This is a genomic window from Flammeovirga sp. SubArs3 (assembly GCF_947387565.1).
Taxonomy (GTDB): Bacteria; Bacteroidota; Bacteroidia; order Cytophagales; family Flammeovirgaceae; genus Flammeovirga; species Flammeovirga agarivorans.
The window spans coordinates 62075-88520 of the sequence record NZ_CANDOA010000013.1 but is presented as its reverse complement, the minus strand read 5'-3'; the positions used below and the strand labels follow the sequence as shown (position 1 = coordinate 88520).

The following is a 26446-nucleotide window of genomic DNA, read 5'->3' as shown; positions in this document are numbered from 1 at the left end:
TTAAAAATTCTTGATAATAAAGTCGGTTAATTTACTGGCAAGTTTACCATATGGAGGATAGATAGGTTTTATTCCTGTCATCCCTACTCTATTTTTTAGGATTGCTCTTTCATTAGAGAAGCCTATGAATCCAAACTTTCCATGTGATTTACCAATACCACTGTTGTTTACTCCACCAAAAGGTAAATCAGGATTGTTGATATGCACAATTACTTCGTTAATACAAGTTCCTCCTGCAGAAGTATTCTTTATCACTTTTTGAAGCTCCTTCTTTTTATTTCCAAAGGCATACAGTGCTAAAGGTTTTTCTTTACTATTGATATAGTCATACGCTTCTTGAATATCTGAGTACGTTTTTATAGGAAGAATTGGTCCGAATATCTCTTCTTGCATTACGATCATTTCTTCTGTCACATTAGTGATTAACGTTGGAGGAATATATCTTTCTTCAGGATCAAACTCACCATTCATAATCACTGTTGCTCCTTTTTCTGCAGCATCTTCTATCATTTCCTTTAAACGATAGAAATGTTTGATTGAGATAATTCTACAATAATCTTTAGAATGTTTGATGACCTCACCATCAGGAGAGTAAAATTCATTGATAGTATTTTGCATCTGATCAACAAACTCCTGTACCTTATTTTTATGTATTAGAACATAATCCGGAGCGACACAAGTCTGACCAACATTGATAAATTTACCCCATGTAATTTTATCTGCAGCATCCTTTAAGTCCGTATCTTCCATAATGACAGTAGGAGATTTTCCTCCAAGTTCAAGTGTAACGGAAGTAAGATGTTTTGCAGCAGCGGACATCACAACTTTACCTATTTGAGGACTACCAGTAAAGAAGATATGATTGAACTTCTGCTCTAATAGTTTAGTAGAAGTTTCAACACCTCCCAATACTACCTTTACTTCATTATCGGGATACAGATCATCAATCATTTTTTCTAAGAAATTAGAAGTATGAGATGAAATTTCTGATGGCTTTATAGCTACAGTATTTCCGGCCGAGATAGCATAAATTAAAGGAGAAATGGCGAGATAAAACGGATAATTCCAAGGAGAAATAATTAATACAACTCCTTTGGGCTCGTAGATAATTTTAGATCCCGTACCTAGCATACTTAATGGAGTACCTACTCTTTTAGGTTTCATCCATGCTTTTAAATTTTTCTTTGCATGACGAATGAGTCCAACAGTACTTAGTATCTCTGTGGTATCGACTTCAATAGGATTTTTCTTAAAGTCTTTATAGATCGCCTCTTGTATTTTAGGACGATGATCTAATATATATTTTTCTAATTGAGAAAGCTTTTTAATTCTTTCTTTAGCAGTAGTCTTTTTGGTGTTGCTGATATTATTTTTTAAATGAATGAATATATCTTCAACATTTTTCAAATTATAATCACTTTGAATAATTTCTGTTTCCATAGGTGATATAAATAGTGATGATTATATTACAAAAGAATTTGATGATAACTATTGATCATCTTTAGTTATACTCTATTCTTTATCTTCTTTTGCATGTGTTATAGAATAATATCAATTAGTAGAAATTCTTGATAATATGCAAAAAAATACATCACTAACTTATTGATAAACACGCATAAACTAGTAGCAAAATGCTAGACAAAACACATAACAAAAACGCTATATCTTGGGTAGCTATTCCTGAGAACTCTGATTTTACGCTTCAGAATTTACCTTTTGGTATTTTTTCAACCAAAGACAATCCCAACAGAAGAGCAGGGGTAGCAATTGGTCATCAAATTGTTGATTTGGAAAAGATTACTTCTCATTTCAAGTCTATCCATGAGGATTTAAATACTGTTTTTTCTTCCTCTACTTTAAATGATTTTATTGCTCTTGGTAAAGAAGTTCATACTCAAGTAAGACATCAACTTTTTGATCTTTTATCTGAAGGAAATACATCAATTTCTGAAGCTGTATTAGTACAACAAAAAGATGCTACTTTACATTTACCAATCCAGATTGGAGACTACACAGATTTCTATTCTTCTAAAGAACATGCGACCAATGTAGGAACAATGTTTAGAGGAAAAGACAATGCCTTGATGCCAAACTGGACACAAATGCCGATTGGATACCATGGTCGTTCTTCATCTATTGTAGTTTCTGGAACTTCTATACATCGACCAAAAGGACAAAAGATGCCTCCTAACGCTGAACAACCAGTTTATGGCCCATCGTCTAGAATGGATATCGAATTAGAAATGGGATTTGTAATCGGTAAATCAACAAGTTTAGGAGATGTTGTAGAAGCAGAAAAAGCAGAAGACTATATCTTTGGAATGTTATTATTCAATGATTGGTCAGCTAGAGATATTCAAAAATGGGAATATGTTCCATTAGGACCATTTTTAGGAAAGAACTTTGGTTCTACGGTTTCTCCATGGATTGTAACTATGGATGCTCTAGAACCATTTAGAATAGAAGGTCCATCACAAGATCCAACTCCTCTATCCTATTTACAAACAACCGGAGCGAGAGCATTTGATATTCAATTGGAAGTAAGTATGCAACCTAAAGGAATAGCTCCTAAAGTAATTGCTCAATCCAATTTTAAATACTTGTACTGGAGTATGAGTCAACAATTAGCTCATCAGACAGTAAATGGGTGTAATATTAATGTTGGAGATATGTATGCTTCAGGTACTATTTCTGGACCCACAAAGGATTCATTTGGTTCTTTATTAGAACTTACATGGAACGGAACTGAACCTTTAACCATGTCGGATGGATCAGAGCGAACCTTTATCGAAGATTATGATACATTGATTTTGAAAGGTTGGTGTGAGAAAGATGGACTGAGAATTGGGTTTGGTGAAGCTATTGGTCAGATTCTACCATCAAAAGAATAAAAGGATATTTCATTCTTAATGATTTAAATAAAAACTGTTTTTAAGTGAAAAAAGGTATTTCTAAATGGAATACCTTTTTTATGGTACTATTTTTTTAGAAGCTTAATTGTTAACCTCGAAATGATTATCTTATTATACAAATACCTTATCTAAACAAAAGGTATCTATTTATTGATATATGAAAATTATCTACTTTTTACTTTTTCTTATTTGTCTGCCATTCAAGTCTTCTGCTTTCGATCTCACTGCAGATATAGAAGCATTTTGCATTAACGATATTCCTTCGGTACCAATTGTCATTACGATCACTCATAGTGCAGATGAAAGCTTTCATTCTATTACTGGATACGAAGAATTGGGAAGTATTATCGATACTGTATATATCAGTTCTACAGAAACCAAATTAGGAGTTTTAGTGAACGATGAAGTTACAGTAAAAATACATACACTAGCTATTGAGATGATTAACTCATCAGCAATAGTATCTTCTAACACTATTGATATAGATGTTTTTGGGTTAGTAAAAAGAACAGTTTACGATATCAATTTATCATATGATTGTTCTCTGTTAAGTATCAGTTTCAAAACAGAAGGAGACGTTACAGATAAAGAGGTGGTCAGAATTTATGTAGATGATAAATTTTTCAGAGAACAATCTCTAACGATAGATAACAATATTGGTACTCTATCAAACCTTCTTATTGACAGACCTGCAACGGATACACTTTATTTTAAAATGTATCTGGAATCTTCAAGAAATAGTTCTTGTTTAGAAAGTCAGTGGGTGCAAGAAATATCATTTGTAAGTCCATTGCCTCAGGCTACAATTTCTTCAAGTTATTCTCCTTCTGATGAAGTATATGGCGAAGTGACTTTTAATGCAGATTCTTCTATTAATACTGGAAATCACCTTTGGGAAATTTATGAAAATGATGTGAAGATAGATGAAGTATTACTCCCCAGCGAAGAAGAGTTGGTCTATACTTTTGCTACTTCTAATTTTGATAAAGGAGTCACTTCTCCTTTCAAAAAATATAGTGTGATACTTATTGCCACAGATGCTGAAGAAGCTGAAAATTGTAATGGGTTTAAAGATACTTTAGATCATGTACAGGTTCCGTATTTTCCGAGAGTAAAGGTACCTACAGCAGTATCAGTAAGGTCTTCTTTTGGAGAAGACAATGTGTTTAAGTTAAAGATCCGAGAGAATGTAGGTATTTATCAATGTAATGTTAGAATCTTTGCTGCGAATCAGAAACAAGTGTATGAGTCCAATGATATCAACTTTGTTTTTGGAGACAATGAAGAATTTACCGAGACCTTTTATACTGCACAGTTTTCATTATTATATGATGATGGATATGCAGAAAACTTTCAATCATCATTTATCATTACTCCTTAAGAGATCTAACTACTACTATGACTTTACGATTTATTTTCATGTTTACTTTTGTGATGTACTCGTATATTGGTGTATCACAAGATTTACCAACGGGTACTCCATTTTGGTTAAACTCTGCTCAAAACCCTGCCTTAGCAGGAACATCTATCAATAAGGGTACTGCTGCATTTCGCTATGGCTTTGCAAAAGATGGAATTGACTATGTAGATGCTGGTGGAGAATTAGGTTGGATGATGAAGAACGAGAATGGTTTAGGAGCAGGTATCAATTATCATCAAATTGTTTACCCATTGTCTAATGATATTTCGGAAAACGGAACAGTAACCTATAGAAATGTCTCTTTGCCATTTTCAATGATTTTTAGAGATCGAGAAAAAGCTTTTTCGATGGGTATTTCATTAGGATACGAACAATATGCATTAGGTAATAATATTGGAGTGTATAGTAGTCAGCTAAGTACTACTTCAAATACGATTGGAAATGCACCATCGTATGCATTAAATAATCAGCAAGAGGGAAAATTAGATATTGGTATTGGTTTGAGCTTTTTCACTCATGAGCATTGGGTTGTAAGTTTTTCAGCATTACACCTTCAACATATTATTACTTCTAGTTCAGAAAGTTTATTTCATAATTCATATCCATTGATTAATACCTACGGACAGTATATTATTAATAATCCTCACAATGCTTTTGGATGGGTATCTACTGCAGGTTATACATGGAATGGAAATACCCAGAGAATATTTTTATCTACAGAATTTAGAATGTCAATTATACAGATTGGTGGTGGATGGACTCCTTATTATTCTAATAACTCTTTTGACCATATTGGATTTGTCTCTTCTTCAGTCAGTATTCCTTTTGGAGAAACATCATCTTTAAACAGAAGAGGAAGAATTGAAAAAGCTTCAGATACTATTTCTCTAAAATTGGTGTATTATCCATCTGTGGCGACAAGAACTTTAATTTATCCAGAATTAGAACTGACACTTTCTGCAAACATTGGGCAGGGAAAGTATACAGAGCAGTTGAAAAAATTGTGTACACTACCTAGAGATTAGATGAATATTTCATTTATGTGAACAAATAATAAACTGAATGTTTACAAAAATGTAGTATTATATTCTATCTAATTGTTGATGTTTGATATTAATTATTGATGTTTTGATTACTACCAGTATTTATTTTAACTCCATTTTAGTTTTTTATACTTTTTACTGTTAATCAATGTAAACATTTTAGTATACTGTGTTAAGTTGGATTAACTCATTTACATTCTTACCAATATCTTTCTACATTGAGATTACCAAAGAGGCCTCTTTTTAATCAAATCTGTTCACATAGAGGGCATGTTTTTGCATGCTCGTTAAACACCAATGTCTATGAATGAATTTTTAAACACTATTGGGCCAGGAGGTATTGTACTTCTATTTCTGGCATTGTTAATCTCTTTGGTGCAGCTCTTCCGAAGGATCGTTAAGAAGAAAAGCTCTTCTTCTACTTCAAATCAACATCATTTAGTAAAGAAGTACGATGATGTTAATCTTAATAGGTATACCGGCTTTTTTAGATTATTGGGATTATCTATTGCCATGTTAACTGTTTTAGCGGCATTTGAATATCCAGTGATCAATAAGGCTTTAATTACTCCCGAGAATATTGATAGAGTAATTGGTAACGAGCATTATGATTCTGTATTGACGATTGAAATCATAAAGCCGAAACCTCAACCTAGACCAAGAGTAATACCCGATAAAATCGAAGTAACCGATGATCCTACTATTGAAGATATCATTTTTGATAATAATGAATTTGATCCTGATGCTGAGATTCCTGATGAACCTATTGAGGATGATCTGTCACCTGACGAAGAGGTTAGTGATGAACCTTTAATTATTGTTGAGCAGACTGCTGAATTTAAAGGAGGTTTAGGGAAGTTCTATAAATTCCTTGGTAAAAAATTAAAGTATCCAAGAATGGCAAAGCAAATGCATATCGAAGGAAAAGTATTTGTAGAATTCATTGTTGAAAGAGATGGTACTTTAACAGATATCAGAGTCTCTAGAGGCATCGGTGGAGGATGTGATGAAGAAGCCATCCGTGTATTGAAAGAATCTCCAGCATGGCAACCGGCAAGACAAAGAGGTCGAGTAGTTCGCCAGAGAATGGTTATTCCTATCTATTTCAAATTAAACTAAAATGTAAACGATACTGTATGAAATAATATGTAAGTGAATATTATTCGTATATTCCTACAATCCGTAATCAACAGGCAGGTCTAATCAGCCTGCCATATGAGGCATCAATTATTCTAAAGAGTATTGATGCCTTTTTATTTACTCACCATTAAATATTTATTTTCGATGGCTTTTCTTTTTTCGAAAGTACTCACCTCTTTATCTAGAGCTATTTTATAATACACTTGAGCCATATCCCAATCATTCATCTTAGCAAAATAATCACCTAATAGCTCATAGGTTAAATACGAGTCTGGATTTAACCTTCTAAAATGTAAAAGTTCTTTGTCTTGAAACCTAGGAAGATCTGGCGTCCAGTCTTCAATAAGTTGGGCAAAGGTCTGAAACGATTGATAGTTTCTATATTCTTGTGAATCTTTAATATGATCCCTAGGAATGTATTTATTACTGGAAGCTAATGTTGGTTTTGGAGGATAGTTATAAGCTTCAATAAATACAGAATCTAGATTATAGCAGATAAACTGATCGAGTTGTCGATGATCTGCAGAGACCCACATTTCTCTGGTGTTTGGTTTAAAAATAACGGAGTGATGAAGGTTCAATGAATTAATCGATTTTTTATTACCCAACCCTATTGTTGTATTCTCAAATCCTTTTGTATCTCTTAGTATTGATGCGATATCCGGAACAGTAAACTTTTCTTTGTTGTTGATTAATTCCTGAATACGGATGGATTTATAATAAGAAGCATATGTAGGATCATAGACTCTATTTTCTCTCAATTTTTCTGTTTGAAGGTGGTTGGTAGCGATGAGTTCATTGGTTCTCATCTGAATAGAATCTATTCCATCTGGCGTTTTTTCGATGATAATAGCAGTGCTATCAAAGGCTGAGGCAACAAGGATAGTTTCAGAAACATAGGCCTCTTTAGTTAGAGCGATATTGAATGCTTCTTCTACCGTCATGGCATATTGTAAAATTTCTCTTGTAATCAGAGACATAGGCATGGTGGCTTTTGTCGGAATATCAGATTCTACAGGATTTGTACTTACTGTTAATCCCATTTCATTCATACCCGATACAGTACCCACAAATCCACCCCAAGTAATAGACGCGAACTTAAATCCTTCTAGAGGTTTTACGAAGTGTATGAGCTTCTCCTTCTGAAAATCTGGATGAACTTCAAATTCAAAATTCCTCCCTACTAGAATATTACTCTCATAAGTTTTGTTGCCTGTGAGTACAAAGCCAATAGAACTGTTTACTTCTACTTCATCAAAATTTCTTTCGATGTCGTATAAACTGTGATAGTTTAAAATACGTTGATATGCTGAACCATAAGCATTGTATTTAGGATTAGCACTTTTCGATAATCCATACATTTCTTCACAGTATTCAGGTAAAATTCTATTATCAAGATGTCGGTTGTACATCGATTTTATTGCCCGAATCGCATACTTATTTTTTATTGGAGATTTTTCAGTAATCTTCTTAATGTAGGCTTCTTCATGACGATCCAAGAGTTCTTTGGCTAAAACTCCAGTACTATATCCAATGTCAAATGGGGAACCTTCGGTATATAACTCCCAAAGTCCACCTTCATTTTTATTGATGAAGTTTTTATGAAGCATTAGATGTTGTTCATCCAATGTATCAACAGGATATTGAGTAATGTCTGTATTATTAATTTTTGGAGTAGGAATAAACAGCCACGATTGTACCCAAACGATAAGAATAAAGAATAACAGCAAAAAAGCTATGCCCAGTCTTCGCATAGTATATTAGAGAGTTATGTATTGAGTGATGATTATTTAATATGTTAACCCTCTAAAATAAAAAAGCATTCCCAAAGTTTCAATTTTTACTTTAAAGAATGCTTTATCTTATTTTAATTATGATTTACAGCAAGTGTTCCATTGAATTTGAAAAGTGCTTTATCTCTTTTATTGATCGTTGCTGTTACATTAAAATGTTGTGATGAATACGCCTTCCAATCAATTTTTACTTTCAGCCCTTGGTTGATATATCTTTCCATAGGATATAAAAGTTTTACTTTGTGCGTATGAGCAAGAGAACAACTCAATTGTTTTTCTTTTTCAAAAACTGCCAATATTACCTTAACCAAAGATAATTCTGGAAACTTCTCTGCATTTAATTCGTCTTCTGAAATGTGCAATGATGAGACAATTGATTCTTCTAAAAAATTCGTTTTGATAGTCATTTGTATCTATTTATGGTAGTATAAACATCGATATTTAAGTGAATCGATATTCAAATATACAAAAGTATAAATAGGATAAAACAAGGTATTGTATCGGTTTTCCTAAATAAAGACGAAGCGATATTCTACAGATATATTAGATATAAGGATTTGAAAAATATTTCGTCGAAAGGAAATTCATTGTAATTTTATCCACTAAACTTTATAGAAATAAACAATATGCATTCTTGGAAAACTTGGTTAAAGCGTTCCCTTTTATTTTTACTTTTTGCCGTGTTGGTTTTCTTGGGATACTATCATGAAGAAACTGTTTATGGTATTCGTCAAGGGGCAGGGCAATTGGATATCATTTTTAATGCTAAACCTTTACAGGAATATTTAGACAATCCATCATTTTCTCAACAACAAAAAGATAAGATACTTTTGATCCAGGAAATTCGACAATTTACCATTGACTCTCTTGGTTTGGACGAATCTGAAAGCTATACCAAAATGTATGATCAAAAAGGAAAGCCAATTCTATGGACAGTAACGGCTTGTGATCCTTTTAAATTGGAAGCTAAAAAGTGGTCTTTTCCTATTTTCGGAACATTTTCATACAAAGGCTTTTTTGATATCGATTTAGCAAAACAATCAAGAGATGCTCTTAGAAAAGAAGGGTACGATGCAGAAGTAGGTGAAGTGGCAGCATGGTCTACATTGGGTATTTTAAATGATCCCATACTTAGTAGTATGCTCAATAGAAATACAGGTAGTTTGGCTCATTTAATCATTCATGAGTTGACACATGGAACACTCTATGCCATGAGTTCAATTTCTTTTAACGAAAATCTAGCCGATTTTGTTGGAGATGAAGGAGCAAAACGCTTCCTAATTTATAAATACGGAAAAACCTCAGACGAATACATCCATTATATTTCTAGGAAAGATGATAGAAAGACATTTTCTGAATATATTTTGAAAGGTAGTAATGAGTTAGACGATTTATATAACTCATTTACAGAGGAGATGTCAGTGGAAGAAAAACAGGAAGCTAAGAATAAAAAAATAGAAGAAATAAAAGCAGGGATTCAAGATTTAGATTTCGCCAATTATCGTTATTGTAATTACTTTAATGATTTCACTCCCAACAATACTTTCTTTATGAGTTACAAGCGCTACAGAGAAAAACAAAATGAATTTAAGGAGCAGTTTGATAATGAATTCAATGGTGATTTCCATGCTTACATGGATTATCTAAAAGACAATTATAAATCGTTGTTCTAGAAAAAAGAGGTAGTAAAGAGCTTATATTCTTTACTACCTCTTTTGTTTAAAAGGCTACTCTGTAATAGAAATTTGGCATAATGAAAAAGACCTTATCCTCATCTATCGTTTGTTTATGATGGTTGTATTTATAACCATTCATTTGTTCTGTTAGCAATGCATTTTGCATATCCAATCCCCAAGTTCTAATGGTTTTCTTCTTTGGAATTTTATAAGTGATACCAAAGTTCATCCATATCTCATCCTGACCTTTTACTGTATACAATTCGTTTTCTTTGTATACCACTTTTTGTTGTTGGTGAGAAGCTGCCTCATCATAAGGCGTCAAAGGTATTCCTCCTAAATAGGTCGCGTTGATATTCACTCCCAATAAGTTTTTCCCTTTAACAACAAACTCTTTTCCAGCGGTAATAGTGGCCATATAGTTTCTATTGAACAATGTATTTCTAGTTACTCCAAGGTCATCGGTATATTTAGAATCATACAAAGAGCCTGTCAGCATATAATAATACCCATTGACCATAGATCTCTCTAATGTAATATCAATACCTTTATTGATACCTGTGCCTGTATTTACAATAGGTGCATTTGCTTCCCACATTGTCGTATAATTGGCAAAAGAATAAGAAGTACCTTGCAATACTGGAACATCAAATAATTCTTGATAATACACTTCCGTAGTTAATCGAATATTTTTTGATAGGTTGATTTTTACACTACCCACATAATGATCCGATTTAGATAATTTCATATCATTGACTTTTTGGGTATTGGGATTGATAAAAGAGTATACTTTTAATTCTTCCCTTTTACTGTGTCTACCATACGCAGCACCTAATGTGATATTTTCAGAAGGATTGTATTGAATACCAAACCTAGGCTCTAGTGATACTTCATCGACGAGTTCAAACTTAGTGACAGCAACACCTGCGTTGACACTTACATTATGAAACAATTGATACTTGAACTGAGTAAATGCATTTGCATTATAAGCTTGTAGATTACCTTCGTATCGATTTTTTAAATCTCCCATCAGCGTATCTACTTTGTAAGCATATCCATCCGATTGAATGACATCAGTTCGAATACCTGTTTTATTGATTAGCCTGTTAGTAATATTGGTAGTAAAAGTGGAAGCAAAAGTAACCTTACTTTCAATGTTTTGCTGTTGTTCATGAGGATGTAAAATACCTGTGTTTAAAGTATCAGCATCTTGCTCGAAATATAGTGTATTGTTTTTATACAGATTGGTAGTGACGCCTACACTTGTGGATAAAACACTGGAAGATCCAAGTGGTAATAAATAATTGGCTCCTAAAGCACCCATACCAAAATCAATATCTTTATCTAAAAAGTCTTGGTCATACTCTCTGTATTTTAATTTGATATCTGTCGGGTCCTCATCGTCTACTTCATGTACATATTTTTTATACGGAGTTTCGATATCACTTAATCCTCCTATACCCCAAATATTCAGTTGACCTTTATTTTTTGATGGAAAGGAAAGGTTGAACGATAGATCCTGAAAATTGGGAGCAGTACCTCCTGATAGTTTACCAATGTATCCAATAAAGCCATGTCTATAGTTGATGAGGTAAGAAGATCCCTTTTCTTTATTAATAGGTCCTTCTGAAGCTAAGTCTACACCAAGAATACCCAATTGCACCGAATGATGATGTTCTTCTGTATTTCCTTTTCTAAAGTTGATATCAAAAACTCCAGAAGTGGAATTCGAATATTCAGAAGGAAAAGCACCAGTAAAAAAATCTGTTCCTCTCAATACATTTGCACTATAAATAGAAATAAGTCCTGCTCCAGCTAAGTTACCACCACCGAAGTGAGCAGCCCCTGATACATCAATATCATTGACCCTCCAAAGTACAGAAGTTGGAGAGTTGCCTCGAATGACCACACCATTATCTTGAGGAGCCGAAAATGTAACTCCGGCAAAATTATAAGCTACTCTGGATGGATCACTTAAACCACCAGCAAAACGATTGGATTCTTCAATAGTAAATGATCTATTACTGACTACCGACATGACATTGGATGCATCTTTATCGTTTGTTGCTGAAATCGTAATATTATCAAGTGTTGTTACTTGCTCTTCCATCTCGAAATTGATCTGGTTCTTACCTTCACCCGAAACCAATACTTCAGTTTGTCTGATATTTTTATACCCAATGGATTGAATCAAAATAGTATATCGACCCAACTTAAGATTACTGATCACAAATACCCCTTCTTCATCGGTGATTCCTCCAACAACTGGAGAAGAATCTTCTATCTGTATAGCGGCTCCAATAATAGGTTGTTGGCTGACTTTATCAATTACTTTACCTTGAATGGAAAATGTTTGTCCGAAAGATGTTTGGTTTAACAGAAGTATAAAAAATAATAGCGTTAGACGTTTCATTGATTGATGTTAAGTTTGATGAACATGATTTCTAGTTTTCATATTCAAGACCCGTCAATGATTATTTACCCCTATTTTCACTAATATATTTTTTAATTTTATACGATGATATCATTAAGAAAACTTCAAAAAGAAGACAGAACCATAATTGTAGAGTTGATCAATAATAGGAAAATACTCGATAATTTAAGAGATAGAATTCCGTATCCTTATTCATTATCTGATGCTGACTTTTTTATTGATTTAACCCACAAAGAAGAACAACAAAATACTTTTGCCATTACTTATAACGGAGATTTTTGTGGTGTCATCGGATTAATTCGATTAGAAGATATTCACCGACTTAATGCTGAAATTGGTTATTGGATTGGAGAAAAATATTGGAACAAAGGAATTATTACTGAAGCAATCGAACAAGTAACGCAATATGGTTTCGAGACCTTACAGTTAGAAAGGATTTTTGCAGGCGTATTCGATTACAACAAAGGATCTATGAAAGCACTTGAGAAAAATGGGTTTCAATTAGAAGGAATTCACAGAAGAGCTATCGTAAAAAATGATGTGATTTATGATGAGCATCTTTATGCAAAACTAAAAGAGTATTAGATATGAAATGTTCATACCCAATACTCTTTTACTAAATCTATCTTTATCTGAGTAACTACTACTTACTTACAGTGATCAGTTTTTCTTTTATCACTTCCCTACTTTTCTTATCTATTCCCCATAGATTTCCATTTGGATCTAAAGCAATTCCTTGTCCTCTAATTTCTGTTGGAATTGTTTCTTCCCATACAAGGGTGGATCCCATTTTTGGAAACTGAAGTTTATATAATTCTTTAAAGTGATGATGCGTACAGAGTAGTGAATTATCCTCTAAAATGATTCCTCCAGATATGCTGTATGGAGATACTTTTTCTATCAATTCTTTAGGAAGAACCCAGCCTTCTTTTCTGTTCCAATTGAGATCATATTTTATTAGTTGAGACCATGACACATCTCTATTTTTTTGCATCTTTCCTTCATTGGCATAATGAACAAACATGACATACCAATGTTGCTCATGTTGAACAATCCAAGTACAAGATCCTATATCAATACCAAAACTATGCGACCCGATATGTTCTAATGTATTGATATCCCACATTTCTATAGAAGAATGCATTGGAATAGATGGATAATTAGAATGAGCACAAAACAGCGTATCATTTTGGATATATGCACTATTGAGATGTTTCAAACGCTTATCTTCCCACCTTTTGATCTCCTTTCCATCTACAATGTCTCTTTTTACAATAACATTATTGTCAACAACAAAGAAGAATTCGTCTGTAGCAGCCACGGCCTGACGGGCATGTGGAGCATCATATTTTTTAGTTTCTTCTTGAGCTTTTACACTAAAGAACAAAAGACCAAGAACGAAAGTGATATATAACCTTTTCATTATAATTCGAATTTTAAACCTACTGTAACTGTTGGACCGTATTGTTCTGTTTGATGTAATAAGTGATCATATGAAGGATTTCCATATGTTTCTATTTCCATCTGATTGGTCAGGTTATTCATCTGTGTAAATACACTAAATTGTTGGTTGACTTTGTAGCTGGCAGAAATATCTAAATGGAACTGTGAGGTGAAATAAACATCTCGATCTTCTCTATCTGCTACATCAATCAATAATGGACCTCTGTAGTTACCCGCAATAGCAATCATAAATCCATTTTTAGGGTTATCGTAGGTTAGAATAACATTGGCCATATCTCTAGGGCTATTACCCATCACTACTTTTCTACCATCTTCCAGTTCTTGTTCAGAAAGAGTATAAGTATAGTTTGCCATTACGTTTACCCATTTCAACATAGGAATATTTAAGTCTCTTAGGTTTTTATTGTAGGCCACTTCAAATCCATAAAGGTGTGAGCTTTCTCCATTTTCAGGTTTAGTAATTTCCCATACCTGACCATTCTCTTCAACAAAATTCTTAGAAGTATAGATTTGATTTTCTAGGAACTTCGCAAAAACACCCACTGTAAAGTAACCCATATTGTTAGTGTATCTTTCGAAGATTAAATCAAAATTGGTAGAGACTGCTGGTTGAAGATCAGGATTGGATAAACGCTTTGTAAAGTTTTCATCATCGATCACTTCTCTTGGAATTAAAGAAGTAAATGATGGTCTACTTAATCCTTGTGCAATGGCTGCCTTAATCATATTTCTTTCATTGATTCGGTAGACAGCATTGATAGATGGTAGTACATTAATGTAGGAAGAATTATCAGAAAGCGTTCTTAAGTATTGACCATTGTCTTCATCGTATTCATGAAACTCATAGCTGTTTCTTGTTGCTTCGATTCTTGCACCGATTAAAGTATTAAATTTTGATGTCCATTGAATATCTCCCATCAAGTATCCTGAATTGATAATTTCATCTGCTTGATAGTTTTGATTTTTGACTTCATAATTTTCTTGAGGATCACCTAATAGCAGGGTACTGAATTCTGCATCTGTAAATCTTAAATCTCTTCTGTAGAATTGTCCTGGTGCTAAGTAAATAGGTGATGTATTTTCCATCATAAACCTCTGGGCATTGTTGACTTTATCTTTATGCCAGAATTTATATCCTGCAGAAATAGTAGAAGTCTCTCCAAATAAACGAATAGGCTGAGATGCATTCACAGTAAACGAGTGATCCAGTTCAGTATTCTCTTTAGTATCCAATCTAACTGGTTTATTCATTTCTAATGGATTGTTAGGTTCTAATGCCATTGTTCCATCAATATCCCAAGGACTCATCGTATCAAAGTGAGAAGTACCTAGCTTTCTACTAAAGTAATATTGGGTACCGTCCGGTTCATCGATCACCGTTTTAATTCTGGTTGCTTTATAATCTAATTTTAAGCCACTTTTAAAGCGGTGTTCGCCACCTAAACCAAACATATCTGTCATGGTTCTTTTTGCTCTTGTTTGGGTTTCTCTATCTTCTGTAAATGAAGAAATAGGTGCATCAGGAGTATCTAGATCATATTTGTAGTTGAAGTTAGTTCTTCCTCTTCTTCTGTCATCGTTAAAGAAGTTAGAATTATAAGAGGCTCTGATGATATGATTATCATTGAATTGGTAATCCATACCAACATTATATCCATAACGCTCTCTTCTTACATCATAATCATTCCATCTTTTTCTGGTTAGCTGATCATCATCATTGAGGGTATATTCTTCTAAAACAGTTCCTCTATTGGTAAGGTAATAGCTACCAGTTGCATATATTCCTAGCTTATCATTGAAGAAACGATTACCTACATATAAACTATGATTTTGTTGACCTAAACCCCAACCATCGTTGAAAGGATCTGCATGAAAGTTTTTACCTCCCGATGTAATCGCTCTTAAGGTAAATTCAGAAGGAGCATCTTTTAAAGTAAAATTCACCGCACCGCCGATAGCTCCACCATCCATATCCGGTGTTAATGTTTTCTTTACTTCAATAGATTCCATAATATCAGCAGACATAAAATCTAGTGCTGCACCTCTACTGTCTTCTCCACCGGGCATTGGAGTTCCGTTCATTTGCACCTGATTGTATTCAGAAGCCATTCCTCTGATCTGAATATTTTGTCCTTCTCCTCTATTTCTTACGATCGAGATACCTGGAATACGTTGTAAGGCTTCAGCTCCGTTTCTATCGGGCATAGTTGAGAATTGTTCTGAAGAAACAATGTTCTTGATACTGACCGCATTTTTCTGCTCGTTTAATGATTTCGCTTGCCCCTTAGTAAACTCACCATAAACAGTTACTCCATCTAATTCAGTAACATCAGTATTCATTTTGATAGTCAATTTAAAAGGCTCACCATCTATTAGTGTCACATTAATTAGGTCTGTGTTATATCCTAAATAAGTAGTAGCAATCGAATAATGACCAGAAGGAATATTATTGATATGAAAGTTACCATCCATATCTGTGATACTCGCAAATGTAGTTTCCATAACATTTACTTGAGCGTATGGAAGTGGATCGCCATCAGGACCAATCACTTTACCGTAGAGATCGGTGTGTTGGGCGAAACTTTCTGATATCAATAGAAAAAAACAAATTGCCGACAATGAGTAGTGTAAATAAAGTCGCATAATTGATTTAGTTTTCTGAGATGATTTTTTAATTGGTTTTAATTTTCGGGTGCAAAAGTAGTCGTTGAATATTACGGTGCTGTTAATCCTTTTTCTTCTTCAATATTAAAATTAGATGACATGTCTCTTTTCTGGAACATCTTCTATTGGTCATTGTAATCAATTGTGTTTTTTGTTTAGTAATAAACAATGTATAGAGTGTATTTGGGTAAAGTAGGTATGTTAAGTAAAGTATGACTGTTTATTAAGCAGTGATGAAATCAATATGAATACCGATGTAACATCACTATTTCCTTAGAATAGATGTGGAGGTTGTTATTGATTTTTGTTAGGATACGGATGAGATTTAATAGTTATGAAATGAATTTAATCCATAAAAAAAGGATAATAAGAAGTGATTTTCCTATTATCCTTTTGATGTATCAAAGTTGATGATCTATCCTTTTCCTTTGTCGTTGGCTGTTTGTTCTCTTAGATGATTTAAGACATCAATTTTTGTGATTAAACCAACAAACTTTTTATCGTTCATTAAGATTGCCACCATACCGTCTCTAAAGATTTCCATCAATCGGTCGATACTATCTGATACTTGTACAACAACAAGGTTGGAAGTCATGTGTTCAGCAGCAAAACGTTCAAATGCCGTTTCGTCTTCATACACACTAAATAAAATATCTGATTCGTCGATAATCCCTAAGATTTCATCTCCATCCATAATTGGAAGCTGAGAGATATCGTACATTTTCATTTTTTTGTAAGCATCTAATAATGTGTCTTCGATACTTGCAGTGACTACATCACCCTGCGAATAATAATTAGAGATCAAATCACGAAGATCTCCGAATACCTCTTTTTCGATAAACCCTTTCTCTTTCATCCAATGATCATTAAATAGTTTTGAGAAATATTTATTGCCACTATCGCAAACAAACGTCACTACTCGTTTTGGTTCTGTTTGTTCTCGACAATATTTTAAAGCTGCAGCGATCAATGTACCAGAAGAAGAACCTGCTAGGATACCTTCTTTTAATAACACTTCTCTTGCAGTAACAAAACTCTCTTTATCTGTAATAGAATAGGCTGTTCTTGTCTGAGAGAAATCAGCAATGTCTGGAATAAAGTCTTCACCAATTCCTTCCACATACCAAGAACCTGCTTCTCCAAATTTTCCTGTATCGATATAGTCCTTTAATATAGAACCCTCAGGATCTGCTAAAACTAAATCTGTTTCTGGACTTACTTTTTTAAAGTAGGCAGCCATACCAGAAATAGTACCCGAAGATCCTACACCAGCTACTACAGCATCTACATCTTGCCCCATTTGTTCGTAAATTTCTGGCGCTGTAGTTAATTCATGTGCTAAAGAATTGTACTGATTTGAAAACTGATTAATAAAGTGATAACCTTTTTCTTTTGAAATTCTTAAAGCCATGTCCTGATAATATTCAGGATGTCCTTTACCCACATCAGATCTTGTCATTAACACCTGTACTCCCATTGCTTTTAAATGAGCTACTTTTTCCTTACTCATTTTGTCAGGCATTACTAGAATCAGTTTATATCCTTTGAGAATAGCAATTAAAGCTAGTCCTAATCCTGTATTACCAGCAGTAGCTTCAATAATAGTATCTCCAGGTTTTATCGTTCCATCTTTCTCAGCATTTTCGATCATGCTCAAAGCAATACGGTCTTTGATAGAACCACCCGGGTTTTGATTTTCTAGTTTTAGATATAACTCGCACTTGCCAGTATCTATAGCATTGACTTTAACTAAAGGAGTATTACCAATTAATGATATAAGATCATGTGGTTTGTTCATATGCTGTATAAAGTTTTCTTGTGATGTTACAAATGTACATAAGTAGATCTGAAGTAAGAAAGAATTTAAGATGAAGTAACTCTAAGAAAATGAGCACTTCTCTATTTTTTGTATATAATTTATTCTTATTATTTGATCATTGATTAATTATTTATCAATTAAATGTTATTAATTTACTCTTTGTTAGCATTTTAAATTTTTATGTTTTACATTTGATTAAATATTAATCGTTAAACGTTTCATTTTTGAGACTTTTAATGATTTGTTTAAAAAAACATCGAAAATAATTTTCAAATTTTCGATGAACGTATCTAGAATACGTTCTACTCCCCTAAGTTTGTATTATCAACAAAAAGGGATACTTCCTGGTTGATATAACAGTAAAAAAACATACACACTATAAAATATTTTATCATGGCTGCGGATAAAGGGCAAAGCACAGAAAAGTTAAAAGCATTAGAAACTACTATTGCTAAATTGGAAAAACAGTTCGGTAAAGGAGCTGTAATGAAAATGACTGATGATAATGTAGAAGAGGTTCCTGTAATCTCAACTGGTTCATTAGGTCTTGATTTAGCATTAGGTGTAGGTGGTATTCCTAAAGGTCGTATCATTGAGATCTACGGTCCGGAATCTTCTGGTAAAACTACTTTGACACTTCACATTATTGCTGAAGCACAAAAGCAAGGTGGTATGGCTGCATTTATTGATGCGGAACATGCTTTTGATAAAATCTATGCTGAGAAATTAGGTATCGATATGGAACGCCTATTAGTAGCTCAGCCAGACCATGGTGAACAAGCTTTAGAAATTGCAGAACAATTAGTTCGTTCAGGTGCAATTGATGTATTAGTTGTTGACTCAGTTGCAGCATTAGTACCAAAAGCAGAATTAGAAGGTGATATGGGTGATAGTAAAATGGGTCTTCATGCTCGTTTAATGTCACAAGCATTACGTAAAATCACGGGTGCCATCTCAAAAACAAATTGTTCAGCGATCTTCATTAACCAATTAAGAGAGAAAATTGGTGTAATGTTCGGTAACCCTGAAACAACAACAGGTGGTAACGCATTAAAATACTATGCTTCTGTACGTTTAGATATCCGTCGTATTGGTGCGATCAAAGAATCTGCTGATAACGTAACAGGTAACCGTACAAGAGTGAAAGTTCAAAAGAACAAAGTAGCACCTCCATTCAAACAAACTGAATTTGATATCCTTTATGGTGAAGGTATCTCAAGAGCAGGTGAAGTTTTAGATATGGCAGTTGACTTTGATATTGTGAATAAAGCAGGATCTTGGTTCTCATATAGCGGTTCTAAATTAGGACAAGGTAGAGAAACTGTAAAAGAACTGATCAAATCTAATCCAGAGCTAATGGAAGAATTAGAAGAAAAGATCAGAACAAAAGTTTTCGGTCATGGTACTGAAGAGGAAGTAGTTGAAGAAACTGCAGAATAATTGAGATTTTAATACGAAGAGAGGGATACTCTTTATTTAAATAAATCAGTAGTAGAATACCCTAGTCTGTATAGATTAGGGTATTTTTTTGTGCTAAATCCAAGAATGAAAAAGATCAGAGGTTTTACTCTCAATGCAATAGTTTTTATTTAATCTATGACCATTAAAAAAAGAGAAATAAATGGTATGAAATAGCAATTATACCTTAGTTTAATTTCACTTTTTTTATTTTATCATTTTACATGTTAAGTGATTGATTATAAGTTTTTTATTGTGATTTTAATATATATGTAAAAATCACATGTTTTTTACCCAATACTATTATATCTTGAATAATTTAGAGGCTGTAGTTCTATGAAAGTTTATTATGATGATTTCTTAAAAAGTAAAGAATTGCATAGCTTCTAATAATCAATTATACCTTAGTTTAATTTATAAAATTTCACTACTAAAAATAAAAGTTTATATAGCTGTAAATCAGTTTTTTATGTCAATTTAAATATATGTGTGTTTTTGATGAATTTTCATTGTATTAACCTTCTATTTTGCTTATTAACTAGGCAAATAATCTTACTGATTACATCAATAAAGATTACGATACAAAAGGTGAAAAATTTAGTTTTAATAGCTATTTATATAATAGTTATATCTTAGTTTAATTTTAAATATTTAAATCTAAATATTTTACATTTAATGTATTTATAATCAATTATTTAAACTCATTTTAATATATGTGATTTTATGGCTATTTTTTTCTGATGTATTACTTTTTGAAAATATCTCTGAAGAACATAATACCTTGAAAAAGAAGAATAAAAGTAAAAGGTATAGCACCAGTAATAGCAATTACTTTATTGAGGTCAACATTATTTTTAATTAATAAAGCACTTGAGATTCCAAGAAGTAAAACTGACCATACTATCTTATTTACTTTAGAACTATTTCCTGTTAAAGCTGCAGTGACAAAGATGGCAGAGTCTGCACTTGTAATTACAAATGTGACGAGTAGCAGAATACATAAAAAGGAAAGAGTAGTTCCAAAAGGTAATCCTTCAAGAAAGACAAAGAGTCCATTCGTATAATTCTCATTTATGACACTTTGTAAAGTGGCCACTTGATCGCTAAATAAACCATTTCCACCAAAAACAGTAAACCAAAAAATTGTAATAATAGTGGGGTATCCAATGATGCTAAAAAGAAATTCTCTTATGGTTCGCCCTTTTGAAATTCTCGCAATAAATAACCCTGTAAAAGGAGCCCAAGCAATCCACCATAAAAAGTAAATAATCGTCCAGGACTGAGACCATTTTCTAGCACTTTCAGGTAAGATAAAAGATAATAAGGGTAAGTCTTTGAAATAAGAAATAGATACTTCAACAAATAGTTTCAGAGTATCAAATGGAGAAGACATTAGAAAAATGATAAGAAGAATCAGTAATGCTAAAATGACATTGAAATCACTCAAAGTTTTCACCCCCTTTTGAAGACCACTAACTGAGGATAGCATAAAAGCAATGGAAATAAATAGAAGTACAATTAAACGAAATGGAAGTCCAGTAATGTCATAAGGGACTAAATGTTCTACACCGGTTTGAATAAGTGCAATAGAATTGGCTAAGGTTCCAGCTACTCCGAAAATAATCGCCATAACAGCAAGCATATCGAACGATTGAAATGCTTTCCGAGTGGTACCATCACTAAAAGTTGAAGAGATATTCATACCCCTGCCTCTATTATAGGAAAACCAAGCAATGATTAATCCTGAGAAAGCATATACAGCCCATGCATGAATCCCCCAATGGAAATTAGTGATAGATAATGCCATCATTGGAGAGTGATCTGTATTTAGAGGAGATTGTAAATGATAGATAGGTTCTGCTACACCCCAAAAAATTAACCCACTTCCCATGCCTGCAGCAAATAGCATAGCTACCCAGGAAAATGTAGAAAATTCAGGAGGTTGATCACCAAGTTTTTTATTTCCCAATGGAGAGAAACCAATAATCAAACAGAGAATTAAAACGCCAGTAACTGTCCATAATAAAAATCGATCAAGAGAATGTAAAATGGCATTAATTACATGATCTAAAATATTGGTTGTTGCTTCAGGGAATAAAATAAATAGGCATCCAATAAGAATACTAATAATAATACTCCATTGGTTAAATGATAATTTCATGGACAGTTTTTTATAGATGAGTATACAATATAATCACCTCAACTGAGGGAAATAAAAAAGTACCTAAGAAAGTCTTAGATACTTTATGATATTACTTATTTATGATTTCTTTTTTAAAGGTCTCTCAATACTTTTGACGGATTAATATTGACAACCTTCCAACATATAATAGTGATTGTTGATATTGCTATGCCTGATATACCAATACCAAGAATAGACCAAGTGATAAAATCAATATCAATTCGATCTGGAAATGTAGACATCCAATCCGCACTAAAATGATAAGCCAACGGTATTGATATTAGAAAGGATAAAGTAATCCATTGCAAATAATCTTTATTAAAGAGTAACAACACATCAATTCTAGAAGCACCATTTACTCTCCGAATACTCATTTCTTTAGTACGTTTAAGTACAGAAAACCTTGTTATCCCCCAAAGCCCAGATATGGCAATGAGTAATGCAATACATCCAAAGAAAAAGCTAGCCTGTTGTTGCCCTTTAATGGAAGCATAATTTAATGCAATCTCATCATTGTAGAAATAGATAAAAGAACGAACATTTGGAAAGTCTTTTTGAAACTCTTCTTTAAGTTCTTGTGATAACTTATAAGGATCTGGTGAAGATGTTTTTACATTGATATAATCTAACTCCCAACCATCAATTTTTGCTGAGGATGTAATAACTAACGGTCCACTTTGTTGGGTGAGTGAATTAAATTTAATCGAAGGAATCACCCCTACAACCTCATAGTCTCGACCGTTTCTGTGTACAATGGTACCGAGTCCTTTCCAGCCTTCCAATTTTGTAAATGCTTCATTCACCAATAATTGATAATCACTTATTTTTTTATTGGTATGAAGATTCTCACCTTCTAAAAGAGGTATATCAAAACACTTTAAAAAATCATTACTCACATACAAAGCATTTAATATTTCAGTTTTGTCATGATCGCTTAATCTATACCCATTTTTTGTAAGCCCGACTCCTATCATTTGAGAAGACATACTCACAGCTTCTACTCCAGGTTTCTTTAGAATTTTTTGCTTAAAATTATTCAACTCATCTAATGGAACTGCTGAAGATAAATCAATGGTAAATACATTTTCATGTTGAAAACCTAAGTCTCTGTGAAGTAAATAATGATGTTGTTGATAAACAGTAATACCAATACAGGATAAGACAAATACTGTTGAAAACTGTAGCACCAATAGAACTTTTTCACTTTTACCTTTTGAAGAATAAATACTCGTTTGACCATTTAAACTTCTCGAAAGAGAGGTCTTTTTAATACCTCGTAGTGATAGACTACTGAGTAACATAGTAAGAACTACTCCAATGGTAACATAAAACCCAACAATGTATGGAATGTAGTTGCTTAAAAATACTCTTGTTACTAATTGGTGGTTTAAAAATGGTAAAGCAATATTGAGTGCAAGGAGAGAAATAAGAATCGCTGAACCTACCATAATAAAAACTTCTAAGCAGGTTGAAATCCATAAATCTCGGTGATGTGCACCATAAATTTTCATTAAAGTGAGTGAATGAATTTCTTCATCTTTTTGAGCGGTGTAAAGTACTACAAAGTTCAAAAGAGATAATGCTAAAATGATTACACCACCCGCAATAATAATCCATAAACTTTCGATACTTCTTGGTGTACTAGGTTCAAAACTCAATCCTTGATCCAAGTGTATATCTTCTATGGGTTGTAAGCTTGTTTTTATTGATAAATCTTCTTGAGTAAAAATGCCAGCCAATATTTTATCCATAGCTGCTACTGTTTCTTCTTTCTGATTTTCATGAAGCAATTTGATGTAGACGTTAAAAGTCCAACCACCATTCCACCCCAAATAAGCATTATTAGTTTCCGACACCCATTTTAAAGGTAATAGTATATCAAACTGTAAATGAGAATTGGCAGGTCGATCGGGCATAATACCATCAATTGATAGCTTATCTCCATATATTTCTAGCTCTTGTCCTATGGGATCATCATTACCAAAAACCTTCTTTGCAAAAGACTCAGATATAACTGTACTATTTTTGGTTTGTAGTACCTCTTGATCATTTCCTTTGATCAATTCCATTCCAAAAAAATCAAGATAATTTGCCGCTCCAACGGCAGTATTTACTTCTTCATGTCGTTGGTCAAGAATATAAATTGGCATTTGTCCTGGGTTACTCACCATGAACATTTCATTTATATTCTCTACTTTTTCTAGAAAAGTACCTCCTTCGGGATAATTTGCCTGTGCTGAAAAATCAACATTTCCATAAAATGTTCTTTTATGTGTGATTCTATAAATTGAGTCTTTGTAGAAGTTATCAAAATTAGTTTCTAGATGGAAGAATAGGAAAATGAACAAAGCACTTGCCAACCCTAAACTTAACCCTAATAGGTTTATGATGGTATTTTGATAGTTTTTGATCAGGTTTCTGATCGCTAATGATAGATATAGTTTATACATGATCAGAAGGTTTTAGAATAAATCAATTTCGTTTTCAACTTCAGTAACGATTTCTCCATCCAATAAAGAAATCACACGGTGTGCATAGTTTGCATCTCTTTGTGAGTGTGTCACCATTACGATAGTTGCCCCCTGACGATTTAATTCTGTGAGTAACTCCATTACTTCCTGACCATTTTTAGAATCTAGATTACCTGTTGGTTCATCGGCCAATATCAACTTAGGTTGAGCAACTACCGCTCTACAAATTCCCACTCTTTGTTGCTGACCACCCGATAATTGTTGCGGATAATGATTTCTTCTATGGCTAATTTTTAAACGATCGAGTACATCTTCCACCTTCTTTTTTCTATCTGTTTTACTAAGGTCCAGATAGGCCAATGGAAGCATGACATTTTCAGAAACAGTCAGTTGGTTAATCAAATGGAAGTTTTGAAAGACAAAGCCAATATTTCCTTTTCGGAGGTTGGTACGTTGTGATTCCTTGTAGTCGGCTACTTCTTTTCCATCTAACTGATAACTACCAGAAGTAGGACTTTCTAATAAACCAATAACATTAAGTAAGGTAGATTTACCACACCCTGAAGGCCCCATAATGGCAATAAATTCTCCTTCTTTTACATGTAGGTTAACATCTTTCAGTGCCTGCGTTTGTACTTCTTCAGTTTGAAAATACTTATTGATTTTTTCTAGCTTGATCATGATGATTGAGTTATACTATAATGTAATTATTTTTATTTAAAGACAACTTTGTCGTAGCCGCCTAATTGCTCATATTTTGAAATGATTACCTTTTCTCCAGCTTTTAAACCTCTAATAATCTGATATTTTGAAGTGTTTTGAGCTCCAATTTTTATTTCTCTTTTTTGTGCATAAGTACCGTCTTTAGATATAACATATACCCACCTTCCAGCAGTCTCGCTGTAGAAATTTCCTTTCTTTATGGTTAAGGCATCAACAGGATCATCCAAGTCTAATTTTACATAAGTAGTTTGTCCTGTTCTAAGATCTAATGGTTTATCATGGTCAAATAATAGTTCTACTTTAAAGACAGCATCATTTACTTCAGGGTATACTCGATCGACCACTAATGAATAGTTTTTGTTTTGATATTGAAATGTTCCTTTCAATCCTTTTTTCACTTTGGTAATATACCGTTCGTCTATATCCGCGATTATTTTAGCATCGGATAAATCATATAGAATACCGAGGTGTTGTCCTTTTTGTATCGATTGACCAATTTCAGCATCTAAATTTCCCAAATGTGCTTCCGTTGAAGCAGTCACTTTTAAATGCTCTAAACGTGAACGCACCAGTTTTAATGTTTCTCTCATTTTTACTAAATCTTCTTCGAGAGTTTGCATGGTAGTTACTTGTAATAGAGAATCATTTTTCAATTTCATCCAATTGATCTCTAACATGCTTTCTTGATATTCATAATCTTCTTTGGCTTTGATAAAGTCTTCTTCCGGAACCAAGCCTTTGGTGAGTAGTCGCTTTTGTTGTTCGTAATTTCGTTTAGCTCTTTTAAGTTGATAATCGCTATCCAATAGGTTTTTCTTAGATTGAATCATATCATTTCTAAAAGAGATACGGGTATTTCTGAGGTAGTTTTCTTTCTCTGCTAATGCGACTTCACTATTCAGTATTTGTTGGTAAAGTTCATTGTTTTCCAACTCTATAATTACCTCTCCTTTGTTGACTTTGCTACCTTCTTTAGCAATAATTTCTTTTACCCGACCACCTTCTACAGCATCTAAATAGATAGTTTGTTTTGGCTGTACTTTGCCTTTAGAATTTATATAATCATGAAATTTTTCTTGCTTTACTTCAGAAATCTGAAGCTTATTTTTATCGATAACAATGGTTGAAGTATCATTGATTGAAATAATTAAATAGGCTATCAATACGAAAGCAGAAGCGATAAAACCTAACCATTGAAAGTATTTACCTTTGATCTTTTTTTTCTCTTGAATTACGGTATCCATATG

18 protein-coding genes are annotated in these 26446 nt (G+C 33.2%); 7 read left to right on the top strand and 11 right to left on the bottom strand.

Going from position 1 to position 26446, the window contains the following annotated elements; genetic code table 11:
• Positions 1-1440 carry an aldehyde dehydrogenase family protein gene (locus QL232_RS24670; protein ID WP_281616178.1) on the bottom strand — a complete coding sequence of 480 codons (1440 nt, stop codon included), beginning with the start codon at positions 1438-1440 and terminating at the stop codon, positions 1-3.
• Between the two features lie 191 nt (positions 1441-1631).
• On the opposite strand from QL232_RS24670, the gene fahA reads away from it, so the two are divergent.
• From fahA to QL232_RS24650, 4 genes are all read left to right on the top strand, one after another.
• The gene (fahA, locus tag QL232_RS24665) at positions 1632-2891 is read left to right on the top strand and encodes a fumarylacetoacetase (RefSeq protein ID WP_281616177.1); all 1260 of its coding nucleotides are present in this window, start codon (positions 1632-1634) and stop codon (positions 2889-2891) included.
• Positions 2892-3069: 178 nt separating this feature from the next.
• Entirely contained in the window at positions 3070-4293 is a 1224-nt protein-coding gene (locus tag QL232_RS24660) for a hypothetical protein (RefSeq protein WP_281616176.1), read from the top strand.
• 17 nt (positions 4294-4310) lie between these two features.
• Positions 4311-5357: a hypothetical protein gene (locus tag QL232_RS24655; protein ID WP_281616175.1), complete on the top strand. Its 1047-nt coding sequence runs from the start codon at positions 4311-4313 to the stop codon at positions 5355-5357.
• Between the two features lie 321 nt (positions 5358-5678).
• The gene (locus QL232_RS24650; protein WP_281616174.1) at positions 5679-6494 is read left to right on the top strand and encodes an energy transducer TonB; all 816 of its coding nucleotides are present in this window, start codon (positions 5679-5681) and stop codon (positions 6492-6494) included.
• Positions 6495-6628: 134 nt separating this feature from the next.
• Here QL232_RS24650 and QL232_RS24645 read toward each other — a convergent pair whose 3' ends face one another.
• Both QL232_RS24645 and QL232_RS24640 read right to left on the bottom strand, forming a co-directional pair.
• Entirely contained in the window at positions 6629-8269 is a 1641-nt protein-coding gene (locus QL232_RS24645) for a C45 family peptidase (protein WP_281616173.1), read from the bottom strand.
• 113 nt (positions 8270-8382) lie between these two features.
• Entirely contained in the window at positions 8383-8715 is a 333-nt protein-coding gene (locus QL232_RS24640) for a hypothetical protein (protein ID WP_281616172.1), read from the bottom strand.
• Positions 8716-8934: 219 nt separating this feature from the next.
• On the opposite strand from QL232_RS24640, the gene QL232_RS24635 reads away from it, so the two are divergent.
• Positions 8935-9981 carry an aminopeptidase gene (locus tag QL232_RS24635; RefSeq protein WP_281616171.1) on the top strand — a complete coding sequence of 349 codons (1047 nt, stop codon included), beginning with the start codon at positions 8935-8937 and terminating at the stop codon, positions 9979-9981.
• Positions 9982-10027: 46 nt separating this feature from the next.
• Here the strand turns inward: QL232_RS24635 and QL232_RS24630 are convergent, their stop codons facing one another.
• Positions 10028-12397, bottom strand: coding sequence for a TonB-dependent receptor (locus QL232_RS24630; protein WP_281616170.1), 2370 nt, complete (start codon positions 12395-12397; stop codon positions 10028-10030).
• Positions 12398-12502: 105 nt separating this feature from the next.
• Between QL232_RS24630 and QL232_RS24625 the strand changes: the two genes are divergently transcribed.
• Positions 12503-13003 (top strand): GNAT family protein, encoded by a 501-nt coding sequence (locus QL232_RS24625; RefSeq protein WP_281616169.1) that lies wholly within the window; start codon positions 12503-12505, stop codon positions 13001-13003.
• 58 nt (positions 13004-13061) lie between these two features.
• Here the strand turns inward: QL232_RS24625 and QL232_RS24620 are convergent, their stop codons facing one another.
• The 3 genes from QL232_RS24620 to QL232_RS24610 form a co-directional block, all read right to left on the bottom strand.
• On the bottom strand, positions 13062-13841 hold the full coding sequence (locus QL232_RS24620; protein WP_281616168.1) for a hypothetical protein: 780 nt from the start codon (positions 13839-13841) through the stop codon (positions 13062-13064).
• Positions 13841-16525 (bottom strand): TonB-dependent receptor, encoded by a 2685-nt coding sequence (locus tag QL232_RS24615; protein ID WP_281616167.1) that lies wholly within the window; start codon positions 16523-16525, stop codon positions 13841-13843. The genes QL232_RS24620 and QL232_RS24615 overlap by 1 nt, the downstream gene beginning before the upstream one ends.
• A 436-nt stretch (positions 16526-16961) precedes the next feature.
• Complete coding sequence (locus QL232_RS24610) at positions 16962-18344, bottom strand: pyridoxal-phosphate dependent enzyme (protein WP_281616166.1); 1383 nt, start codon at positions 18342-18344, stop codon at positions 16962-16964.
• Between the two features lie 414 nt (positions 18345-18758).
• Between QL232_RS24610 and recA the strand changes: the two genes are divergently transcribed.
• Complete coding sequence (gene recA, locus QL232_RS24605; protein WP_168883523.1) at positions 18759-19805, top strand: recombinase RecA; 1047 nt, start codon at positions 18759-18761, stop codon at positions 19803-19805.
• 763 nt (positions 19806-20568) lie between these two features.
• Here recA and QL232_RS24600 read toward each other — a convergent pair.
• The 4 genes from QL232_RS24600 to QL232_RS24585 all read right to left on the bottom strand — a co-directional run bounded on the left by QL232_RS24600 (position 20569) and on the right by QL232_RS24585 (position 26443).
• Positions 20569-21984, bottom strand: coding sequence for a BCCT family transporter (locus QL232_RS24600; protein ID WP_281616165.1), 1416 nt, complete (start codon positions 21982-21984; stop codon positions 20569-20571).
• Positions 21985-22097: 113 nt separating this feature from the next.
• Complete coding sequence (locus QL232_RS24595) at positions 22098-24455, bottom strand: ABC transporter permease (RefSeq protein ID WP_281616164.1); 2358 nt, start codon at positions 24453-24455, stop codon at positions 22098-22100.
• Positions 24456-24467: 12 nt separating this feature from the next.
• Complete coding sequence (locus QL232_RS24590) at positions 24468-25157, bottom strand: ABC transporter ATP-binding protein (protein ID WP_168883526.1); 690 nt, start codon at positions 25155-25157, stop codon at positions 24468-24470.
• 32 nt (positions 25158-25189) lie between these two features.
• Positions 25190-26443 carry an HlyD family efflux transporter periplasmic adaptor subunit gene (locus tag QL232_RS24585; protein WP_281616163.1) on the bottom strand — a complete coding sequence of 418 codons (1254 nt, stop codon included), beginning with the start codon at positions 26441-26443 and terminating at the stop codon, positions 25190-25192.
• Between the last annotated feature and the right edge of the window lie 3 nt (positions 26444-26446).